Source organism: Mycetocola zhujimingii, assembly GCF_003065425.1.
In the GTDB taxonomy this organism is placed as follows: domain Bacteria; phylum Actinomycetota; class Actinomycetes; order Actinomycetales; family Microbacteriaceae; genus Mycetocola_A; species Mycetocola_A zhujimingii.
Map to the genome: position 1 here is coordinate 2,600,560 of NZ_CP026949.1, position 18,981 is coordinate 2,619,540.

At 63.8% G+C, this 18,981-nt stretch carries 19 protein-coding genes; 9 read left to right on the top strand and 10 right to left on the bottom strand.

Annotated elements, in window-relative coordinates; genetic code table 11:
- Positions 1-70 precede the first annotated feature (70 nt).
- From C3E77_RS12410 to C3E77_RS12420, 3 genes are all read left to right on the top strand, one after another.
- Positions 71-976: a DUF4097 family beta strand repeat-containing protein gene (locus C3E77_RS12410; protein ID WP_108391917.1), complete on the top strand. Its 906-nt coding sequence runs from the start codon at positions 71-73 to the stop codon at positions 974-976.
- Positions 973-1,602, top strand: coding sequence for a PadR family transcriptional regulator (locus C3E77_RS12415; protein WP_108391918.1), 630 nt, complete (start codon positions 973-975; stop codon positions 1,600-1,602). Before C3E77_RS12410 ends, C3E77_RS12415 begins: the two co-directional genes overlap by 4 nt.
- Before the next feature lie 216 nt (positions 1,603-1,818).
- On the top strand, positions 1,819-2,016 hold the full coding sequence (locus C3E77_RS12420) for a DUF3073 domain-containing protein (protein WP_108391919.1): 198 nt from the start codon (positions 1,819-1,821) through the stop codon (positions 2,014-2,016).
- Between the two features lie 51 nt (positions 2,017-2,067).
- On the opposite strand, the gene C3E77_RS12425 is transcribed toward C3E77_RS12420, so the two are convergent.
- The 7 genes from C3E77_RS12425 to C3E77_RS12450 form a co-directional block, all read right to left on the bottom strand.
- Complete coding sequence (locus tag C3E77_RS12425; protein WP_198410486.1) at positions 2,068-2,409, bottom strand: TIGR02611 family protein; 342 nt, start codon at positions 2,407-2,409, stop codon at positions 2,068-2,070.
- An 83-nt stretch (positions 2,410-2,492) separates the two neighbouring features.
- Entirely contained in the window at positions 2,493-2,996 is a 504-nt protein-coding gene (locus C3E77_RS12430; protein WP_108391920.1) for a MarR family winged helix-turn-helix transcriptional regulator, read from the bottom strand.
- 69 nt (positions 2,997-3,065) lie between these two features.
- Positions 3,066-3,347, bottom strand: coding sequence for a hypothetical protein (locus C3E77_RS12435; RefSeq protein WP_146188131.1), 282 nt, complete (start codon positions 3,345-3,347; stop codon positions 3,066-3,068).
- A gap of 53 nt (positions 3,348-3,400) precedes the next feature.
- Entirely contained in the window at positions 3,401-3,562 is a 162-nt protein-coding gene (locus tag C3E77_RS15455) for a hypothetical protein (protein WP_158270310.1), read from the bottom strand.
- A gap of 147 nt (positions 3,563-3,709) precedes the next feature.
- Positions 3,710-5,167: an amidophosphoribosyltransferase gene (gene purF, locus C3E77_RS12440; protein WP_108391922.1), complete on the bottom strand. Its 1,458-nt coding sequence runs from the start codon at positions 5,165-5,167 to the stop codon at positions 3,710-3,712.
- 41 nt (positions 5,168-5,208) lie between these two features.
- Complete coding sequence (purM, locus tag C3E77_RS12445; protein ID WP_108391923.1) at positions 5,209-6,324, bottom strand: phosphoribosylformylglycinamidine cyclo-ligase; 1,116 nt, start codon at positions 6,322-6,324, stop codon at positions 5,209-5,211.
- Between the two features lie 14 nt (positions 6,325-6,338).
- The gene (locus C3E77_RS12450; RefSeq protein ID WP_198412146.1) at positions 6,339-6,752 is read right to left on the bottom strand and encodes a hypothetical protein; all 414 of its coding nucleotides are present in this window, start codon (positions 6,750-6,752) and stop codon (positions 6,339-6,341) included.
- Between the two features lie 87 nt (positions 6,753-6,839).
- Here C3E77_RS12450 and C3E77_RS12455 point away from each other — a divergent pair, with 87 nt between their 5' ends.
- On the top strand, positions 6,840-7,628 hold the full coding sequence (locus tag C3E77_RS12455; RefSeq protein WP_108391924.1) for an EI24 domain-containing protein: 789 nt from the start codon (positions 6,840-6,842) through the stop codon (positions 7,626-7,628).
- 423 nt (positions 7,629-8,051) lie between these two features.
- Here C3E77_RS12455 and C3E77_RS12460 read toward each other — a convergent pair whose 3' ends face one another.
- Complete coding sequence (locus tag C3E77_RS12460; RefSeq protein ID WP_108391926.1) at positions 8,052-8,417, bottom strand: sterol carrier family protein; 366 nt, start codon at positions 8,415-8,417, stop codon at positions 8,052-8,054.
- A 19-nt stretch (positions 8,418-8,436) separates the two neighbouring features.
- On the opposite strand from C3E77_RS12460, the gene purD reads away from it, so the two are divergent.
- Positions 8,437-9,726 (top strand): phosphoribosylamine--glycine ligase, encoded by a 1,290-nt coding sequence (purD, locus tag C3E77_RS12465; RefSeq protein WP_108391928.1) that lies wholly within the window; start codon positions 8,437-8,439, stop codon positions 9,724-9,726.
- A gap of 29 nt (positions 9,727-9,755) precedes the next feature.
- On the opposite strand, the gene C3E77_RS12470 is transcribed toward purD, so the two are convergent.
- Both C3E77_RS12470 and C3E77_RS12475 read right to left on the bottom strand, forming a co-directional pair.
- Positions 9,756-11,882, bottom strand: a complete 2,127-nt coding sequence (locus tag C3E77_RS12470; protein ID WP_108391930.1) for a hypothetical protein — start codon at positions 11,880-11,882, stop codon at positions 9,756-9,758.
- 62 nt (positions 11,883-11,944) lie between these two features.
- The gene (locus tag C3E77_RS12475) at positions 11,945-13,006 is read right to left on the bottom strand and encodes a LacI family DNA-binding transcriptional regulator (protein ID WP_234031208.1); all 1,062 of its coding nucleotides are present in this window, start codon (positions 13,004-13,006) and stop codon (positions 11,945-11,947) included.
- Positions 13,007-13,128: 122 nt separating this feature from the next.
- Here C3E77_RS12475 and C3E77_RS12480 point away from each other — a divergent pair, with 122 nt between their 5' ends.
- The 4 genes from C3E77_RS12480 to C3E77_RS12495 all read left to right on the top strand — a co-directional run bounded on the left by C3E77_RS12480 (position 13,129) and on the right by C3E77_RS12495 (position 18,965).
- On the top strand, positions 13,129-14,430 hold the full coding sequence (locus tag C3E77_RS12480) for an ABC transporter substrate-binding protein (RefSeq protein WP_108391932.1): 1,302 nt from the start codon (positions 13,129-13,131) through the stop codon (positions 14,428-14,430).
- A 66-nt stretch (positions 14,431-14,496) separates the two neighbouring features.
- Complete coding sequence (locus C3E77_RS12485; RefSeq protein WP_108391934.1) at positions 14,497-15,381, top strand: carbohydrate ABC transporter permease; 885 nt, start codon at positions 14,497-14,499, stop codon at positions 15,379-15,381.
- Between the two features lie 78 nt (positions 15,382-15,459).
- Positions 15,460-16,278, top strand: coding sequence for a carbohydrate ABC transporter permease (locus C3E77_RS12490; protein ID WP_232529020.1), 819 nt, complete (start codon positions 15,460-15,462; stop codon positions 16,276-16,278).
- Positions 16,279-16,286: 8 nt separating this feature from the next.
- Positions 16,287-18,965 (top strand): family 78 glycoside hydrolase catalytic domain, encoded by a 2,679-nt coding sequence (locus C3E77_RS12495; protein ID WP_108391938.1) that lies wholly within the window; start codon positions 16,287-16,289, stop codon positions 18,963-18,965.
- Positions 18,966-18,981 lie beyond the last annotated feature (16 nt).

Here is an 18,981-nt window from a genome sequence, read left to right on the forward strand (position 1 = left end):
TTTGGAACGAGATATATCTCGTCTTCCACAGACGGCGACCCTTGGCGGGTCGGCAGGAAAAGGATCAACAATGTCACTCGAAAAATGGATAGTGCGTCCCGGTGAGTCCCGCGTCATCGACGTGGAGCTCGTGCGCAAGCTCAAGGTCGGAATGATCGGCGGCCAGATCGACATTCTCGGACACGATGAGCCCGGCGCCCGGGTCGAGGTGCACAGCGTCTCCGGTAAAGAACTCAAGATTTCCATCGATGGCGACGTTCTCGAGATCGACCATCCCCAGCTGGGATGGGACAACTTCCTCGAGGTCTTCAAGTCGTTTGGCTCGAACTCCGCGAAGGCACAGATCAGCGTGCTCGTGCCGCGGAAGATCGCGCTGACATTCGGAATGGTGTCGGCAGGCGCATTGATCTCCGGCCTGACGACCAGCGCGCGCCTCTCCACGGTCAGCGGCGAACTCCAGATCGAGTCGGTCACGGGCGACCTCGACCTCAACAGCGTGTCAGGGGAGATCAGCGTGCAGTCCCACGTCGGCGCGATCAACGCCCACAGCATCTCCGGCGACATCACGGTGGCGGGCGAGATCAGCCGGTTCACCAGCGACACCGTCTCGGGAAATGTCTTCATCGACGCTTTCGGACGTTGCGACCGGATCTCGACGAACGCCGTTTCCGGCAGCCTCACCGCACGGCTCCCCGCGAGCACAGGCACGAAGTATGTCGTCAACACGGTGTCGGGCACCCTCCAGCTCGACAACTCAGTGATCCGGGGTACTCGCGGTCGCGGGTTCTCGAGCACGACAGAGGGAGACGGCAACTTCTATACCGACGTGCTCGCTAATTCCGTTTCCGGCAGTGTCTCCGTCGTTCGCAGGAATGACCAGGAGGAGGGCGAGACGCACCCATCAGGTGCCTCGGCCGGGGCTGCAAGCGAACCAGAGAACGACGACGACGCCTTCATGAGCGGTGGCCACGCATGAGCCCGGTATTCGGCCACGGCAGCCTGCGCCTCTACCTGCTGAGCCTTCTGGCCGAGGGACCCAAACACGGTTATGAGCTGATCCAGGCGCTCTCAGAACGGTTCGGCGGCACCTACTCACCGAGCGCGGGCACGATCTATCCCCGGCTTGCGAAGCTCGAGGAAGAGGGCCTCGTCACCAGCTCGAGCGACGGCCGCAAGACCGTTTACTCGATCACGGATGCCGGCCGCCGCGAACTGGAGGACCGTCGCGTCGACCTTGACGCGATTGAACTCGAGTTGACGGATTCAGTCCGCCGCCTGGCCGACGAGGTCCGCACCGGCGTCACCCACGCCATGCGGACGCTCAAGGCCGACCTGGCATCCGCCGCCCAACAGGCCAAGCAGTCGGCGACGAGTGCGCCGTCCGTGTCCACCGACGACACGGCACCGCGGACCGCGAGTCGCATCGCTCTTCACGACGCCGACACCGTGCTCGCCGATTTCCGTCAGGCCATCCGGTCGGAGCTGCGCGGGCATGTCAGCGCCGGTGGGACCCTGAGCGATGATGTCGTCCGGAGCCTCAAGGACGAACTCGATCGCGTGCGCGCCAGCGTCAGAAACTCGCTCGGTACGCCGCAGGACTGACGACTCCCGCCGACGAGGAGCGCCGCGACCCACAGTGTGGGGACCGGCGCTTCTCGTTTCGCGGCGGGGAATCTCGGCGCCGAGGGCCAGCAGCCGAGGCGCGCCATGCTAATATCGAATTTAGTCTTTATCGTTCCCTGGTTGGTTAAAACCAAAGGGCGGGTCTTCACCGCCTCGCTACTAACCGCCTCGCTACTATTCGTAAGGGGGTCTCGCATGGGGCGTGGCCGTCAGAAGGCAAAGCACACGAAGATCGCACGTGAGCTGAAGTCGTTTAGTCCCGACGTGAACTACGACGCTCTCGAGCGCGAGCTCACGGGGCACTCCGACGACGAGTCGTACGCAGGCGAGGCAGCGAAGTGGGCGGAATACGCCGACGACTACAAGGCAGCCGACGAACCGAAGCGCGCGTAACCGCCGTATAGATCGGTGTCGACGAGATCGTCATTGACCCGGCATCTGCGCTCAGCTCGTAGCGCGAGCTGATTTGCGCGAGTTCCACCATGCCCAGAATCGTGACAGCTGACGCTTGACGAATGCCGCGAGGCGCTTGGCCCAGGCAAATTCGGTTCCGAGGATGGCGAGACCGAGAAAGACGACGAGCCACCCCGGGCCCGGCAGGGGCACGAGGACGAGGCCGACAACCGCAATCAGCCCGCCGAGAATACCCACGCCGGTGCGGTAAGCGTGCCGGAGCCTCGGTCGATCATCGATCCACGCCCGCGCACGGCGAAGCATCCGCCGAATAGGACGATCGGGGCTTTCCCCCGCGGCGATGTCGCGGGCGAACTCGTCCTCTGAAACCATCCCCACACGCTATATCGCGAGTCTGTGATTCCGCCACGAACGGGCGACCCATCCAGCTCGGCGAACCGACGTGCCCGCGGCGGTTACTGGTTGTCGGCAGATTCGAGTCGCTGGATGACCTCGGAGAGAACGCGCTCGACGACCTTCGCGTCGGCGCTTGAGAGTGCCTCCATCGACTCAACCACTGACAGGTGGAAGTTGCCGTAAGACTCTTCGATGTTCTTCGCCCCGGCGGGGGTCGGCTGGAGGATCCAGGCACGGCGGTCGGTCTTGTGTGGAGAACGATCGAGGTGGCCGAGCTCGACCAGATGATCGACGATCTTCGTCACCGCCGCACTCGAGAGACCGAGCATGACAACGAGGTCCTTCGGACCCATCTCGCGGTCCTCGCGTTGGGCCTGAAGCAGGTATCGCATCGCGTGGAACTCGTTCTTGCTGAGTCCGGACGCCTTGCGCACCCGCTCGATGCTTACTTCTTCAGCTCGATGAAGTCGCAGAACGGCCTGAACCGCACCGAGCGCGGATGCGCCGTGCGGCTGGCGGGTGTAGAGGTGCTCCGCTTCGTGTCGAACGACGTTGAGGGGCATGCCACACGCGTCCTTTCTGAGGGGTCAGAATCGGAAGAGCCGGCCATCATCGCCCAAGCCTCAGTCAATTCAGGGCCGGTCGCGTTGCTCCACAAGGAGAGACGCGAGGTGATCCTCCAGTTTACGCTTCGCTGTCGTCAGGTCGGAGAAGTCTCCGATGTAGCGGGCGAAGGTGTCGCGCACGAAGTAGTGCCCGCCCTGCTTGTCGATGGTCCCACCGAAGTAGCCGAGGTACGACGCCGCCCAGAAATCGGTGTCAGCGAGGCGCCACTCGGCTGCGGCGTGCGCTTCGGGTTCCTCCGTCGCCGCCCACGTCATTGGGGCGGAAGGGGAACTCTCCAGGAGTGTCATGCGTGTGTGTGCTTTCGTCGTGCTTGAAGTGTGAGTGGCGCGGATGCCGCAGCCTAGTTCCAGCCGGAACCGAGGAGCATCATGATGGTCACGCTGACCACCGAGAGAACGCCTGTTGCGCTTGCCAGGGTCATCAAAACCTGGTCGCGGGCGGCCTCGCGCACCTCGGTAAAAGGGCTGTGCAGCCGTCCGGTGTTGCGGTGTGTAATGCTCATGTGCTCTCTCCCGTCGTTAGAAAAACTCTCTCACGAAGTAAGATTTTTACGGAAGAACATTGTCTGCTATTGACATAGTTTGCACGATGTGCGAGTTAATCACGGGCCGCTTAAATAGCGGTCAGCAAGGGCCGCGGCGGCGGTCAGCTAGGAGAGCTGGTTACGCTCGACCCACTCGAGGTACTCGGGGGTGACGGTACCCGTGACGTACTCCCCCGTGAAGCAGCTCATCTCAAGTTCGGTCACATTCGAGCCCTGGATGATGGCATCCTTCATGTCAGCGACCTCCTGGTAGATGAGGTGGTCGGCACCCAGCTCTCGCGCGATCTCGGGGATCTTGCGGTTGTGTGCAATGAGCTCGGAGCGGGACGGCATGTTGATGCCGTAGACGTGCGGATAACGAACGGGCGGAGCTGCTGACGTGAAGGTGACTTTGTTGGCACCTGCCGCGCGTGCCATGTCGACGATTTCCTTCGACGTGGTTCCCCGCACAATCGAGTCGTCGACGATGAGAATGTTCTTTCCCTTGAACTCCATCGACATCGCGTTGAGCTTCTGACGGACACTCTTCTTGCGCTGCGCCTGCCCCGGCATGATGAAGGTGCGGCCGACGTACCGGTTCTTGTAGAAGCCCTCGCGGTACTCGATGCCGAGTTTCTGGGCGACCTGCATCGCAGCGGGGCGCGATGAGTCGGGGATGGGCATGACAACGTCGATGTCTCCCGTTGGCGCGTACTCGGCGATGGTCGTCGCCAGGCGGTCACCGAGCCGCAGCCGGGCCTCGTAGACGGAGATTCCGTTCATGACGGAGTCCGGGCGGGCGAGATAGACATACTCGAAACTGCAGGGGACGAGCCGCGGGTTTTTCGCGCACTGCCGCGAGTACATCTCCCCGGAGGTCGTGATGAAGATCGCCTCGCCGGGCGCAACCTCGCGCACGACCTCATAGCCAGCGCTCTCGAGCACGAGCGACTCGCTCGTGACGATCCACTCGTCACCGACGAGTCCGGCGGAACGTCGGCCAAGAATGAGCGGGCGGATCCCATACGGGTCACGGAATGCAAGCAGGCCGTGTCCCGCAATCATGGCGATTGCGGCATACGAGCCCTCTACCCGCTCGTGTACCTGGGACACGGCGGTGAACACCTGGTCCGGGTCGAGTTCAAGACCGGTGATCTGCGCCTGAAGTTCGGTGGCGAGGACGTTGAGCAGCATCTCGGTGTCGCTCGTCGAGTTCACGTGGCGACGATCGATGTGGAACAGGTCATCGGCGAGCTCGCGGGTGTTCGTGAGGTTGCCGTTGTGGACAAGGATGATGCCGTACGGCGCGTTGACGTAGAACGGCTGCGCCTCCTGCTCGTTATCCGCGATTCCCTTCGTCGCGTATCGAACGTGGCCGAGGCCCATCTTGCCGAGGAGGGACCTCATGTCGCGAGTGCGGAACGCCTCGCGCACCTGGCCCTTGGCCTTGTGCATGTGGAAGGTCGGACCGTCGGCCGTTGCGATACCGGTCGAGTCCTGCCCGCGATGCTGCAGCAGCAGCAGCGCGTCGTAAACCTGCTGGTTGACCGGCTCAGGGGAAACGATGCCGACGATGCCGCACATACCTAGCGGGCTCCTTGCGTTGCGGTGGTCTTGTGGGGGTATTAGTGCGAGTAGCTTCCGACGAGTCGGACGGCGCCGCCGTCGACGCCCTTGGCGCCCTGTTCAAACCCGCTGAAGTCCCGTGCTCCCGTGTGCACGGTTCCGGTCTGCCAGGCCGGGATGCCGCCAGCGGCCAGGTCCGCGATGACCGCGTTTACGGCATCCGCCTTGACGATCGCGAAGAAGCCAATGCCCAGGTTCCACGTTCCCTCTGCGCTCTCGAGGGACGAACCGGCCATGTCACTGAGCGTCCGGAAAACGGGGGCGGGCGACCACGTGCTTCGGTCGACCTCGGCCCAGCTGCCAGCCGGGAGCACGCGCGCGAGGTTGGCGGCGATGCCACCGCCCGTGACGTGCGAGAGGGAGTGGATGGCGCCCGGGTGGCGGCCGATCAGGTCGAGAAGCGGCGCGGTGTAGAGGCGGGTTGGCTCGAGGAGCACTTCGCCGACGAGACCGCCGAGTTCGGATGATGTGTCGGTGAACGCGACGCCGCGCTGAGCGAGAATGTGCCGCACGAGCGAGAAACCGTTGGAGTGGAGCCCCGACGACTCGAGGGCGATCACGGCGTCACCGTCTTCGACGAGGTGGGCACCGAGCAGGGCGTCTGCCTCGATTACGCCGGTGGCGGCTCCCGCGACGTCATAGTCGTCGGGGCCGAGGAGGCCGGGGTGCTCTGCCGTCTCGCCGCCGACGAGCGCGGTTCCGGTTGCGGAGCAGGCGCGGGCGATGCCCGCAACGATGTCGGCGATGCGCTCGGGCACCACCTTGCCGCACGCGATGTAGTCGGTCATGAAGAGCGGCTTCGCTCCGACGACGACGATGTCATCGACCACCATGCCGACGAGGTCCTGTCCGATGGTGTCGTGCTTGTCGATCGCCTGGGCGATCGCGACCTTGGTACCGACGCCGTCGGTGGATGTTGCGAGCAGCGGCCGTGTGTATGACGTGAGGAACGACACGTCGTAGAGTCCCGCAAACCCGCCGAAACCGCCGAGTACTTCGGGGCCGTGGGTGGCGGAAACCGCCTGCTTCATCAGCGAGACGGCGAGATCTCCCGCCGCGGTATCGACGCCGGCTGCACGATAGCTCGTTGAGCCGTCGTGGATCGTGGAGTTCATGCTCACGCGTTGCCCTAAGTGGTGGGGGGAAGTTGCGGGGGATGCTGCTCGGTTGACGCGTCGGAAACCGGAACTTCGGCATCCGTCCGAGCATCGATTTCCTCAGCTCGGGCCGCGTGCACCTCTACCCTATCGGCTCGCACGCTGTGCACCTTCCGTCCGACAAGGCGCTCGAGCAGGATCGCGAGCAGACCGAAGAGAGCGACGCCGACAGCCACTCCGATGAGGAGGAGGAAGCCGAAGACCTGGAGGCGACCGAAGTCGGGGTTCTCGGGGAAGGCGAGGGTGAGCACGAACGCGACGATGGCTCCCAGGAGCGCGCCGAGCAGCATGAAGTTTGCGTATCGCGGTGAACGTCGGACCTGCACTGTCGTGGGCTCTTCGGAGAAGCGTTCGGGGGCAGCGGGCCGCTCTGGCTCAGAATTCATGCTTCTATTCTCGCCCATCAATCTGAGCCGCCGCCCGGCATACCGGATTGCCGGGCTGGGTGCGGGCCGGACCGCTAGCCTGATGCCATGACTGATCAGAAGACGAAGACCGGGTTCGTGTCGGGATTCGCCATGGGCATCCGTTTGCTTGGTCGAGGGTTTCGCCTGTGGGCCACCTCACCGCGGCTGATGCTCATCGGGGCGATTCCCGGACTGATCACGCTGGTTCTCATCGTCGCCGCCGCCGTGGTGCTCGCGCTCAACCTTGAGAACATCGCAACCTTTGTCACCCCGTTCGCCGAGAACTGGGACGAGGTGTACCGAACAGGGGTTCGCATCCTCGTGATGGCTGCTCTCGTCGGCGCCGGGCTGATGATCTTCGTCTACAGCTATGCCGCCATCACCCTGCTGATCGGCCAGCCGTTCTTCGAGAGAATCTCCGAGCGCGTTGAACAGTCACTCGGGGGCGTTCCGCACGAGGTCGAGGCTCCGATTCTCGCGTCGATCGCGCGGGGCATCGGCGAATCGATCCGGATTCTCGCGGTCACCATTGGCATCGGTATCGGATTGTTCCTGCTCGGCTTCGTTCCCGTGATCGGCACGCTGCTCGCGTGGCTGCTCGGCGCGGTTACCGGTGGCTGGTTTCTCGCGCTCGAATTGTCGACCGTGGCGTTCGAGCGGCGCGGACTCGCGCTGGCGCAGCGCCGGGCTGCCCTCCGTGCGCAGCGTTCGACCACGCTCGGCTTCGGTGTCGCCGTCTTCCTGCTCTTCCTCGTGCCATTCGGTGCGCTCGTCACCATGCCGGCGGCAGCGGCGGGGGCGACGCTCCTGGCGCGCCGGTCACTCGGCGAATCCGACGTCCTCCCCCTGCGCTGAGTGCCGCTCGCCCGCGCCGAGCGGGCCGGCACTCACCGGGTAGCCGGGCACGGCTCGCTTCGTCGAGCGCGCCACACTAACCGGGAGCTGGGGCCGGGGCCGCTTCGCCGAGCGCGCCACATCCATGGTTGCGCTGCAGAAGTATGTGCAGCGCAAGCCATCCATCTGTAGCGCTCAGCGTTTGAGCGCGGGCGAGTGGGCGCGGGCGCGCAGCAGGTGCGAGCGAGCCGGCGCGAGCTCACCGCAGCTTGCGTCCGGCGTACTTCGTCGAGCGCGCCCGCACTCACTGGCAGCTCGCACTCGCCCCACTTCGCCGAGCGCGCCACATCCATGGTTGCGCTGCAGAAGTATGTGCAGCGCGGGCGTGCATCTGCAGCGCTCGGCGTTTCGAGCGCGACGGGCGGGACGAGCGAGGTGCGCGCGCTACCTCGGCAGGCGCAGCACCGGAATGTGGCCCGTGAGGTCGGCGCGCTGCCCCGAGGCGAGCACCGCTCCGGATGCCGCAGCCTCGGCCCACGACATCCGTCCCGTCGCGAGTTCCAGCCAGGTGTCGGCGCCCATCTCGATCACGTTCGGCGGAGTGCCACGGGTGTGCCGCGGCCCCTCGATGCACTGAACGGCCCCGAACGGCGGCACACGAACCTCGAGGGTGTTGCCCTCCGAGCGTTCCGCGAGCAACTGAAGCGTGTAGCGCACCGCCGTGGCGATGTCATCGCGGAGGGCTGCCTCACGGACCGCCCTGTCGACGGCCTCACGCCCGATATCGTCAGCAATCCGTGCACGTGCCATGCGCTCTAGGCTAGTACGCGTGAAGATACTTGTCCTCGGTTCCGGCGCCCGCGAGCACGCCATCATCCTGTCCCTCGTCGGAGAGAATGCCGCACACAGCATCATCGCCGCCCCGGGAAACGCTGGCATCGCTGGCGCCGTGCCCACCGTCGACCTCGACCCGAACGACCCGGTCGCCGTCACGAACTTCGCGATCGCCGAGGCCATCGAGCTCGTCATCATCGGGCCGGAAGCACCGCTCGTCGCCGGTGTCGCCGATGAGCTTCGCGAACAAGGCATCCCCGTCTTCGGACCGGGCAAGGCCGCCGCCCAGCTCGAGGGCTCCAAGACCTTCGCCAAGCGCATCATGGACATCGCCGGTGTTCCGACCGGCCGCGCCAGCCGCGCAGCGACACTCGCCGAAGCCGAAGCCGCCATCGACACGTTCGGCGCACCCTACGTCGTGAAGGCCGACGGCCTCGCCGCCGGCAAGGGAGTGCTCGTCACCACCGATCGGGATGCCGCGCTCGCGCACGCGAGCACCTATCTCGAGCTTGGCAGCGTACTCGTCGAGGAGTTCCTCGACGGCCAGGAGGTCTCGCTCTTCTTCGTGAGCGACGGGCACACGGTCGTGCCGCTCTCCCCCGCCCAGGATTACAAGCGCCTCGGCGACAATGACGAGGGCCCGAACACCGGCGGAATGGGCGCATACTCCCCGCTCCCCTGGCTCGATGAGTCGTTCGGCAGCGAGAGCGCGTTCGTCGCCGAAGTGCTCGAGACGATCGCCGTCCCCGTGGTGAGGCAACTTGCCGAGGAGCAGACCCCGTTCATCGGGCTGCTGTACGCGGGCCTCATCCTCACCTCGAAGCGCGACAACGAGTCTGATCGCGGCATCCGGGTGATCGAGTTCAATGCCAGGTTCGGCGACCCCGAAACCCAGGTGGTGCTGCCCCGCCTCGAGTTCCCGCTGTCTGAGCTGCTGTATGCAGCCGCAACCGGAACCCTCAGCACCATCGATCCACCGACGTTCGCGCCAGCATCCGCCGTCACCGTCGTCCTCGCCAGCGAGAACTATCCGGCATCGCCCGTCACCGGTCTGCCGATTTCAGGACTTGAGCAAGCGGATGCCGTTCCCGGCGTTCACATCGCACACGCCGCAACCGCGAAACAGGGTGCCGACCTCGTGTCGACGGGCGGTCGGGTGCTCAGCGTCGTGGCGCTCGGAGACGACTTCACCGAGGCGCGTGCCCGCGCATACGACGCGCTCAGCCACATCTTGCTTGAGGGCGCACAGTTCCGAACGGATATCGCCGCCAGAGTCGCCGACTGAATCGGCCGACCCCGGCTGGCCAGCGCGCCCTACTCGAGCCAGGTGATCTCATCACCGAGCTCGTTGGCGTAAGCGATCGAGGGAGTGAACACTTCCGGGCTCTCGAAGACCAGCTCGCCCGTCGTGCACTCGTCGCGATCGAGGGTGACCTTCGTGAGCTGGTCATCGCTGTCGATGAGCCGCCCCTCCTGCCCGTCCTTGTTCACCATCACGAAGTCTTCGGGCGAAACGGTGCGCTGGGTCTCCGGCGGCAGATCATTCACCTCGGTGTCGCCACCCGCGCAGAATTCGATGGTCGCACTGACGAGGTACTCCGTTTGATCGGCGCCGGGAACCACCACGTCGAAGTCGCGCGCGGTGATCTCAGTCTCATTGGCGAGTCGCACGGTGTCACCGAACGTCGCGTTTTTCATGACGGCGGGGCCATCGATAACGCCACGGAGGAGCATGAACGCGGTGACGAGCGCAGCAGCGGTCAGCGATCCGAGGACCCGTGGGAGCCAGTGCCGCGAAGGCTTACTCGATGCAGGCCTGGGACGTCGGCGTGATCGAGCGCCTGCCGCCGCGGCCGTGGCGGCGACAGAGAGCCCGCCCGGCGCCCATCCGCCACCCGGCGCAGACGATCCGCCCGGAGCCGATCCCCCGCCCGGCGCTGGCGGCGGATCGTTTGGCAGCCGAACCGCGCCGAGGAACGAGAGCTGGACGACACCGGCCAGGTGGTAGCCAACGATCTGCATGAGCTGATCAGGGTCAGGGAACTGGGCCGGCGCAAACGAGACGGTCTCCATCGACTCATCGATGAAGGTGATTGTGCCTGCCCCGTCATTCACGACAGCGAGGAGTCGAGACGCATCGACGCCCTCCCACTGAGTCGCCGGGCCCGGCATGTTCTCGGGCCGCCGCGCTGGGAGAAGGATGCTGTTGGGTGTGACCGCGACAGTGGTGACCGGCGTCCCGTTCGCGCCGGTGCTGCGGAACTCGTGCGCGCCGTCCAGCTGAGGTTCCCAGAAGCCGACGAGCGGCTCAAGGTCTCCGGGAATCGAGCCGAGGTTGAGCCTCGAACCTGTGTCGAGTTCGGCGGGGCTGAGGCCGAGCGCAAGGTGGATGGTCTCGGCGGCGCAGGCGACTGCCTGCCGGATGTCGGCGCTCGTTGCCTCGAGCACCGGATCGAGGCCGAAGACCCGGCGTTCCCGGTCCAGGCGCCGCGACGGCTGACGGCTCACCTCGGCGGCTGCGATATCGAACCAGGGATCGGGCACCATGCCGAGGTTTCGGCTGAACTCACCGAGGAGCATCCGCCTGGTCGCCTCGTCCGGAACCCGGTCGGCGACAAGGAAAACGCAATAGCTCGCGCCGAGGCCGACGACGATCCCGCGGATCGTCAGGCCCGCCCTGCTGTTCGCGGGCATCGCCTGCAGCTGCGCCCTCAGCACATCTGCTGCCGCAGCGCCAGCGGGAGTGCGGGGCACGAGGGCGGAGCACAGGACGTCCTCCTCGGGACGCGGCAGAAGGCCGGCCCGGTTGTTCGCGAGCGCGGTCGGATCAGCGCCATGGGTCAGGTCCGGTTGCGCCGTACCATCGGCCCAGGTGACCGGTGTGGGGGCTGCCGCGCCCTCACTGACCGGGAACCCCATACCCACGAGCGATTCATCGGTCGTGAAGAACACAGCGGGTACGTTCCCCGCTGCGGGATCGAGTCGAACCAGAAGCGTCCTCGCACGCTCGTGGACATCGGGAGCGGTGAGTTGCCAGCGCGAGAGCACTGCGGCGTTGCGGCCGGTTCGAACAAGCAGGTCAGCGGGCCATATCTGCTGCTCGGGACGCACAGGTGCAGCATCGTCGGGAATCGTATCGGCGGTGAAAAGTGTCGGCAACCTCCGCCAGGCGGCTGTGACACCCTCGAGACTTCCACGGATGGCAATGGAAGCGGTGTCCGAGCTGAGATCGACGAGTCCCTCGGGGACGTAGGTCCTGCCGTCGCCCAGCTCCACGGGACGGGTCAGCTCGGCCTTGAGAGCGGCGAGCGCGATCGACAGGGACCCCACCGCTTCGAGCGGCTCGTTGAGCGTTCCGATTCCGAAGGTGACACCGACCATGGTCAGTGAGTCCTTCGGGTCGATCAGCTGCCAGTTGTGTCCCGTCCACTGCGTCGACATTCGCCCTCACATTTCGCTCGTTGGCTCGCCACCTCACGAGCAATTCGACGCCCATAGTATCGTCAGCCGCGCGCGTCTCCGGCGGTGCTCGCTCTCTCGAACAACTCGGGGGCAAGCGTGACGGTCCTGTGCTCATGTGCTCCCCCTGCGATCTCTTCGAGAAGCAGCCCGGCAGCGATCCGACCCATCTCGTGACCGGGTTGCCCGACCGTGGAGATGGGGATAATCGAGTCGGCAGCGAAGTGGTTGTTGTCATACCCGATGATGGCGATATCCTCGGGAACCCGAATTCTCTCTGCCACCAATGCTTGTACGCATCCCGCCGCAAGCGCGTCCGCTGCCGACACGATTGCGTCCGGTCGCTCGGATAATTTGCGAGCGGCGATTTCTTTGCCGAACTCTCGCCCGGTGCGAATTGTCAGTCGCGCTGTTTCCGCGACCTCCAGCCTCGTACCACTTCCCCACTCAGCTACGGCACGTCGCGCCCCCGAAAGCCGCTCGGCGACAGCATGAAGGCTGAGCGGGCCGCCAGCGAAGATGAGACGAGTTCGACCGCGCTCGAGCAAGTGGGTTGCTGCCAGATAGCCGCCGTGCTCTTCATCGACAGTTACCCCGCAGGAGTGACCAGGGTTACCCGGCCAGTTCACCGTCACTACGGGTCGCCCGTGGTTCCGCACGCGCTGCGCAGCTTCAAGCGGACCATCAAGCGGGGCCAGGAGCACGCCGCCAACACGAGCCTCATCGAACCAGTCCAGGAAGTCGTTCTGGCTTTCGAAATTGACGTCGCTGTTGGCGAGCAAAAGCTTCATTCCGGCTTCCGCTGAGGCCGCCTGAGCCCCACGCGCGATGTCCACGAAGAGCGAGTTGCCGATATCAACGATGACAAAGCCCAGGGTGTCCGCCCTCCCATTCGCGAGGGTCCGCGCCAGATTGTTGCGCACGAACCCGAGCTCATCAATGGCGGCGAGAACTCGGGCCCGGGTCGCTGGCGCCACAATCGATGGCCGGTTAAGGACGTTGGAGACCGTGCCCAGGGCGACGCCGGCACGCCGAGCGACGTCGGACATGCTCGCCGCCCCGGGCTGGGTCGACGCTGGTCGATCACTGAGGGGCGTGTCAACCATCTCCTGGCACCATTCTCCCGCTTGTTGAATCGTTATAAATCTCGCTCTTGCAGATTCGATCCTCACACATTACCTTGTGTTGAAGCGCTTCAATATGTCCGAGCGCGCCCATTCAAGGAGGAATGATGATTACCCTGACCACGCGAAGCCGGCGCATGCTGGCGGTTACTGCTGGAGCGGGCATTGCCGCTCTGGTCCTTTCGGGCTGCGGAGGGGGAGGCGGAGGCGCAAGTTCCTCTCCGGACAAGTTCGGTGTCTTAATCAACGCAGAAAACACCGAAATCCCCGACGTGCTGGCGGTGCTTGCCGACAAGCAGTGCTCGACTGAGAACGAGACACTGCCGATCGACTTCGAGTCTGTGCCACAGACCAACCTCGATCAGCGGCTGCAGTTGCTCGCTGGCCAGAACGCTCTCCCCGTCCTCTTCTCCGCCGGTAACGCACCAGCACTGACGAAGACCCTTGCCGAATCCGGAAACGTCCTCGACTTCGAGAAGGCGTTGACCGATCTGGACGCACTCGACAACATCGAGCCGGCAGCAATATCGACAATTGAGTCGCTCTACGGCGGCTTCAACGCACTTCCCTTTGAATACAACGTCGAAGGGATCTGGTACAACAAGCAGCTGTTCGCAGACAACGGCGTGACCGCGCCGGAGACCTGGGACGACCTGGTCTCCGCAGCGGAAACGTTCAACGCAGCGGGCCTCACGCCCTTCTCCGCCAGCGGTGACCAGGGATGGCCCATCACTCGACTCATCGGGAACTACATCTTCCGCACGCTCGGTCCTGACGCACTACAGAAGGTCGCCGATGGCGATGCGAAGCTGACCGATCCTGAGTACGTGGAGGCTGCTCAGGCAATCGCCGACCTGGGAGCGGCCGGATACTTCGGTCAGGGCGTTGGGTCGATCGACGCGGATACCGCAGCGAACCAGTTCATGAATGGCAGTGCAGCGATGTACTACATGGGCAGTTGGACGCTCAGCGATTTCGCTGACGCTGAGCGCAATCAAATCGGTGAAGAAAACATCGGTTTCATGCCATTCCCCTCCGTCGAGGGAGGCGAAGGGGACAGCTCTCAGCTCGCAGCCAACGTCGGACTCCCCGCCACGTTCAACGCCAAGAGCTATGACGAGAACGTCGGCTCCTGGCTGAGCTGCATCTCCGAGAACTATGGAAGCACCGCTCTCGCGGACAAGCAGCGAGTATCGGGCTTCAAGCTCAACACTCCGGTCGAGGACGTTCCGCCCCTGACAGCCGAGGTGCAGGAGCGAATCAGTGCTACCGACGAGACGGTCCTCTGGTTCGAAGCGTTGTTCTCGACCAAGGCCACGACAACGAGTCAGACGAACGCCGCACAGCTGGTCACCGGGGACATCTCCGCTGAAGAATTCATGTCTCTCGTTCAGAACGACCTGTAAAAACTCTTCCGGGAAGGGGTGCGCTTCCGTACCCCTTCCCCAAACTCTCTCTTTCTAAGGGTCACCATGAAACAGGTTCTGGGCGACAGAAAGTCCATCCTCATCCTCATCGGTCCGGCTTTGCTGGTCTACACACTCGTCATGCTGGTTCCCGTCGTCTGGTCACTCGGCTACACCCTCTTCGAGGGCAACGCCATCATCGGTTTCCAGTTCGTCGGTCTGGACAACTTCGCGCGCATGCTCACGGATGCTCGCGTGCACGAAGCCCTCTGGTTCACGATCCGCTACGCGATTGTCATCACGATTGGCCAGGTCTTCTTCGGCTACCTGCTGTCGCTGCTGTACGTGTTTGTGCTGAAAAAGTCGTCGGGGATCATCCGCACCCTGGCGTTCTTCCCCGTGGTACTCCCCACTGTCGCAGTCGCGTTGATGTTCCAAAAAATGTTCGAGGTAGCTCCGCAGAACGGACTCGTCAACGAATTCCTCAACCTGTTGGGACTTGAGTCGGTCGACTGGTTCGGAAACTCCGGGTCGGCATTTCTCGTGATCGCCATCATGGACATCTGGCGATCGATGGGGTTCTACGGCGTCCTTCTCTACGCCGGACTCGTCGACATCCCCGAGGACGTTCTGGAATCAGCGCGAATCGACGGTGCGAGTGGTTGGCGACTGGTGCGGCACATTGTCCTGCCCCTCTCGCTTCCGGTCCTGCTCTCGTCCATCATCTTCAGCATCAACGGCACGCTCAAGGTGTTCGACAGCATCCTGGCCCTGACCAATGGCGGACCCGGGACCAGTACCAGCCCACTGACGATCTACATGTTCCAAACCTCGTTTACCTACGGCGAATACGGGTACGGCAGTTCCATCGCCCTCTTGCTTACCCTGCTCTGTCTCGTCGTCACGGTTTTCATTTTCCGTTCCTCGCGTCGCGACCTTACGAAGGGCTGACCCATGTCTACCTCGACGCTCACCGCGCCCGCTCGGCCACAAGCCCCGGCTGCGCGCCGTCGCTCGCGGCCACGGTGGATGAGGAAGCTGCCAACGACGATCATTGTGGCGTTGCTCCTCATCATTGAGATTTACCCACTCGTGTGGCTTCTTCTCGGCTCGTTCAAGACAAACCGCGAGTTCCTGGAAGAGCCCGTCTGGTCGCTTCCGTCTTCCTTTAATTTCGACAACTACGTCGACGCATGGACCACGGGAAACATCGCGCAGTACGCGACGAACAGCATCATCGCTGTTTTCCCTGCCCTCTTCTTCATGTTGGTCATGGGAACAGCGGCCGGGTTCGCTCTGGAAGTGATGGTGTGGAAGGGACGCAACGGCGTCCTTCTCGCTTTCCTCACCGGAATCATGGTGCCAGGACAGATGATCCTGCTGCCCTTGTTCACCGTGTATTTTCAGACCGGCTTGTCGGGAACGCTCTGGCCGCTGATCATCACCTATACGGCGACAGGTCTCCCCCTGACCGTATTCATGATGGCCACCTACTTCCGATCGGTGCCCAGGGAAGTCTTCGAGGCGTCCACTCTCGACGGCGCAACCATCCTGCGTTCATTCTTCTCGGTCGGACTTCCCATGATCAAGAATGCGATCTTCACGGTCGCGCTCGTTCAGTTCTTTTTCATCTGGAACGACCTCCTGATCGCCCTGACCTTCACCAACTCGACGGATCTCAGAACGATCCAGGTCGGACTCCTGAACTTCAACGGAGAATACGGGAGCACCAATTACGGTCCCCTGTTTGCGGCGATCTGCATCAATGTTTTCGGAACACTGGCGATCTATCTTTTCCTCAATCAACGCGTACAAAAGGGCCTTACCGCCGGCTCCGTGAAAGGCTAACCAGCTCCATGACCGCTCAGATCAGCAGGACCATCCGGTTCGAACACCTCCGCGATGCGCTCGGAATCGGGACTCCCTCACCCCGCCTCTCCTGGCAAACACAGGCGGAAGCAGGCTGGACTCAGGCGGCATACGAGGTCGAGGTGGAACGCGCCGGTCAGGTCGAACTGAGCGGCCGAATCGAGTCGCCAGAGCAGGTCCTCGTCCCCTGGCCGACTCACCCGTTGAACTCGCGGGAGCGGGCGTCACTACGGGTGCGGGTGTTCGGCGCCGACGGGTCAGCCTCCGATTGGAGTTCCCCCTCCGAGGTCGAAGCAGGCCTGCTCAACGCGTCGGACTGGACCGCCCGGCCGGTGTCCGCCGCGTGGGACGAGGATAGCGACAGTGATCGCCGTCCCCCGCTGGTGCGCTCAGAGTTCTCGGTCACCGCGCCAATCGCTCGAGCCCGACTCTACGTCTCCGCCCACGGCCTGCACGAGACCGAGATCAACGGCCGTCGCGTCGGCGATAACATTTTGTCGCCCGGGTGGACTGTCTACGGTTCTCGACTCCGCTATTACACACACGATGTCACGGACCTCGTGCAGGCAGGCCAGAACGCGATTGGAGCCTATCTGGCTGACGGCTGGTACCGCGGGAGGATCGGTTTCAATGGTGGCGCGCGCAACCTTTACGGCGACGACCTTTCATTCATCGCTCAGCTGGAAATCGATCACGTCGATGGAACGCGCCAGACAATCGTGACGGATGCCGACTGGAAAGCGTCATTCGGTCCGCTTCTGTTTTCGGGTTTGTACGACGGTGAGCACTACGACGCGACGCAAGAGCAATCGGGGTGGTCCCAGCCAGAATTCGATGACGTTGGGTGGACACGGGTCGCCGTCGGCGAGCGCGACCCCGGGACGCTTGTAGCGCCAGAAGGACCGCCCGTGCGGTGCACCGAGGTAGTACCTCCCGTGTCAGTCTCGCGAACCGCCGACGGCCGGTACCTGCTCGACTTCGGGCAGAATCTGGTGGGGCGCCTGAGCGTGCGCGCCGATGGACCGAACGGCACCACCATCCGACTCCGGCACGCTGAGGTGATGCAGGACGGCGAGCTCTACACGCGCCCTCTCAGGCAGGCGGCAGCCACCGACGTGCTGGTTCTGAACGGGGAAGGTCCACGCGAGTGGGAGCCACGGTTCACTATCCACGGGTTCCGTTACGCGGAGATTTCTGGTTGGCCGGGTGAACTGAAGGGTGACGACGTCGTCGCCAGGGTTTACCACTCGGACATGGAGCGCACCGGCTGGTTTGAGACCTCCGATCCACTCGTGAATCGCCTCCACGACAATGTGCTGTGGAGTATGCGCGGCAACTTTGTCGATATACCGACTGATTGCCCACAGCGCGATGAAAGGCTGGGATGGACCGGCGACCTTCAGGTATTCGCGCCGACGGCGTCATTCCTCTACGACGTGACCGGCATGCTCAGTTCCTGGCTGAAGGATGTCGCCGTCGAACAACTCGAGGACGGAACTGTGCCGTGGTACGTCCCCGTCATCCCTGGTGGCGATCATTGGACGCCGATCCAACCGGGCGCTGTGTGGGGCGATGTCGCTGTGCTGACGCCCTGGACGCTCTTCGAGCGTTTCGGTGACACTCAGATCCTGGAGAACCAGTACCACAGTGCAAAAGCGTGGGTCGAACTCATAGATCGACTAGCGGGTCCAGACCATCTCTGGAATGAGGGCTTTCAGCTCGGCGACTGGCTGGATCCTGCGGCACCGCCACACGACCCGGCCGATGCCCTCACCGACCGCCACCTCGTAGCGACCGCGTACTTCGCTCATTCCTCACAGCGACTCTCGCAGATCGCGGACGTGCTCGGCCGCGGCAATGATGCTGACCGATTCCGGGCCCTCGCTGACGACATCCGGGAGGCATTCATCGCCGCATACGTCGAGCCGTCCGGGCGGATGTCGAGTGACGCTCAGACTGCGTACGCGCTTGCGATTTCATTCGGTCTTCTCCCCACTGACGAACGGAAGCAAGTCGCGCACCACCGCCTGGCGGAACTCGTGTCGGAAGCAGGCAACCGCATCGCGACGGGGTTTGCAGGCACTCCGGTGATTTCAGACGCGTTGACCATCGCTGGTGAGACCGAAACCGCCTACTCCCTGCTCCTGGAGCGCGAGTGCCCTTCGTGGTTGTATACGGTGCTGCAGGGAGGCACGACCATCTGGGAGCGTTGGGACAGCCTGCTTCCCGACGGAAGCGTAAATCCAGGCGAGATGACGTCATTCAACCACTACGCCCTCGGCGCCGTGGCCGACTGGATGCATCGCGTCGTCGGGGGGCTTTCTGCCGTCGAACCGGGATATCGGCGCGCTCGCATTCAACCGCAACCCGGCGGGGGTCTTACCTCCGCGTCAGCGCGTCACCTCACGCCTTACGGCGAGCTGTCCTCCGCGTGGGTGATCGACGAGGGGACGTTCACCCTGAATCTGACCGTTCCGACCGGCACGAGCGCTGAGGTGGCCCTGCCGGACGGTACAGAACGCCTGGTCTCGTCGGGCTCCCACCGGTTCAGCTGCGCGTCCATTGCCCCTCGTCCCGACGACTTGCGCCTCCCGCCGCGAGATCGAGCTGCCGAAAATGGCTCCGTAGAACCGCGGATGCCGACCGTCGCGCGCCCTTTTTGGTAAACGGAGGTCGAGCCGG

What these genes read in the sequence shown, in the direction of transcription:
- purF (WP_108391922.1), bottom strand. Translation starts at nt 5,167, where the DNA reads ATGTGCGGCATCGTCGGCATCGTTTCCCCTGAGCCGGTCAACCAGCAG.
- purM (WP_108391923.1), bottom strand. Translation starts at nt 6,324, where the DNA reads ATGAACTCCACGATCCACGACGGCTCAACGAGCTATCGTGCAGCCGGC.
- C3E77_RS12420 (WP_108391919.1), top strand. Translation starts at nt 1,819, where the DNA reads ATGGGGCGTGGCCGTCAGAAGGCAAAGCACACGAAGATCGCACGTGAG.
- C3E77_RS12415 (WP_108391918.1), top strand. Translation starts at nt 973, where the DNA reads ATGAGCCCGGTATTCGGCCACGGCAGCCTGCGCCTCTACCTGCTGAGC.
- C3E77_RS12490 (WP_232529020.1), top strand. Translation starts at nt 15,460, where the DNA reads ATGAGGAAGCTGCCAACGACGATCATTGTGGCGTTGCTCCTCATCATT.
- C3E77_RS12450 (WP_198412146.1), bottom strand. Translation starts at nt 6,752, where the DNA reads ATGAATTCTGAGCCAGAGCGGCCCGCTGCCCCCGAACGCTTCTCCGAA.
- C3E77_RS12475 (WP_234031208.1), bottom strand. Translation starts at nt 13,006, where the DNA reads ATGGTTGACACGCCCCTCAGTGATCGACCAGCGTCGACCCAGCCCGGG.
- C3E77_RS12495 (WP_108391938.1), top strand. Translation starts at nt 16,287, where the DNA reads ATGACCGCTCAGATCAGCAGGACCATCCGGTTCGAACACCTCCGCGAT.
- C3E77_RS12455 (WP_108391924.1), top strand. Translation starts at nt 6,840, where the DNA reads ATGACTGATCAGAAGACGAAGACCGGGTTCGTGTCGGGATTCGCCATG.
- C3E77_RS12430 (WP_108391920.1), bottom strand. Translation starts at nt 2,996, where the DNA reads ATGCCCCTCAACGTCGTTCGACACGAAGCGGAGCACCTCTACACCCGC.
- C3E77_RS15455 (WP_158270310.1), bottom strand. Translation starts at nt 3,562, where the DNA reads ATGAGCATTACACACCGCAACACCGGACGGCTGCACAGCCCTTTTACC.
- C3E77_RS12480 (WP_108391932.1), top strand. Translation starts at nt 13,129, where the DNA reads ATGATGATTACCCTGACCACGCGAAGCCGGCGCATGCTGGCGGTTACT.
- C3E77_RS12485 (WP_108391934.1), top strand. Translation starts at nt 14,497, where the DNA reads ATGAAACAGGTTCTGGGCGACAGAAAGTCCATCCTCATCCTCATCGGT.
- C3E77_RS12470 (WP_108391930.1), bottom strand. Translation starts at nt 11,882, where the DNA reads ATGTCGACGCAGTGGACGGGACACAACTGGCAGCTGATCGACCCGAAG.
- C3E77_RS12410 (WP_108391917.1), top strand. Translation starts at nt 71, where the DNA reads ATGTCACTCGAAAAATGGATAGTGCGTCCCGGTGAGTCCCGCGTCATC.
- C3E77_RS12435 (WP_146188131.1), bottom strand. Translation starts at nt 3,347, where the DNA reads ATGACACTCCTGGAGAGTTCCCCTTCCGCCCCAATGACGTGGGCGGCG.
- C3E77_RS12425 (WP_198410486.1), bottom strand. Translation starts at nt 2,409, where the DNA reads ATGGTTTCAGAGGACGAGTTCGCCCGCGACATCGCCGCGGGGGAAAGC.
- C3E77_RS12460 (WP_108391926.1), bottom strand. Translation starts at nt 8,417, where the DNA reads ATGGCACGTGCACGGATTGCTGACGATATCGGGCGTGAGGCCGTCGAC.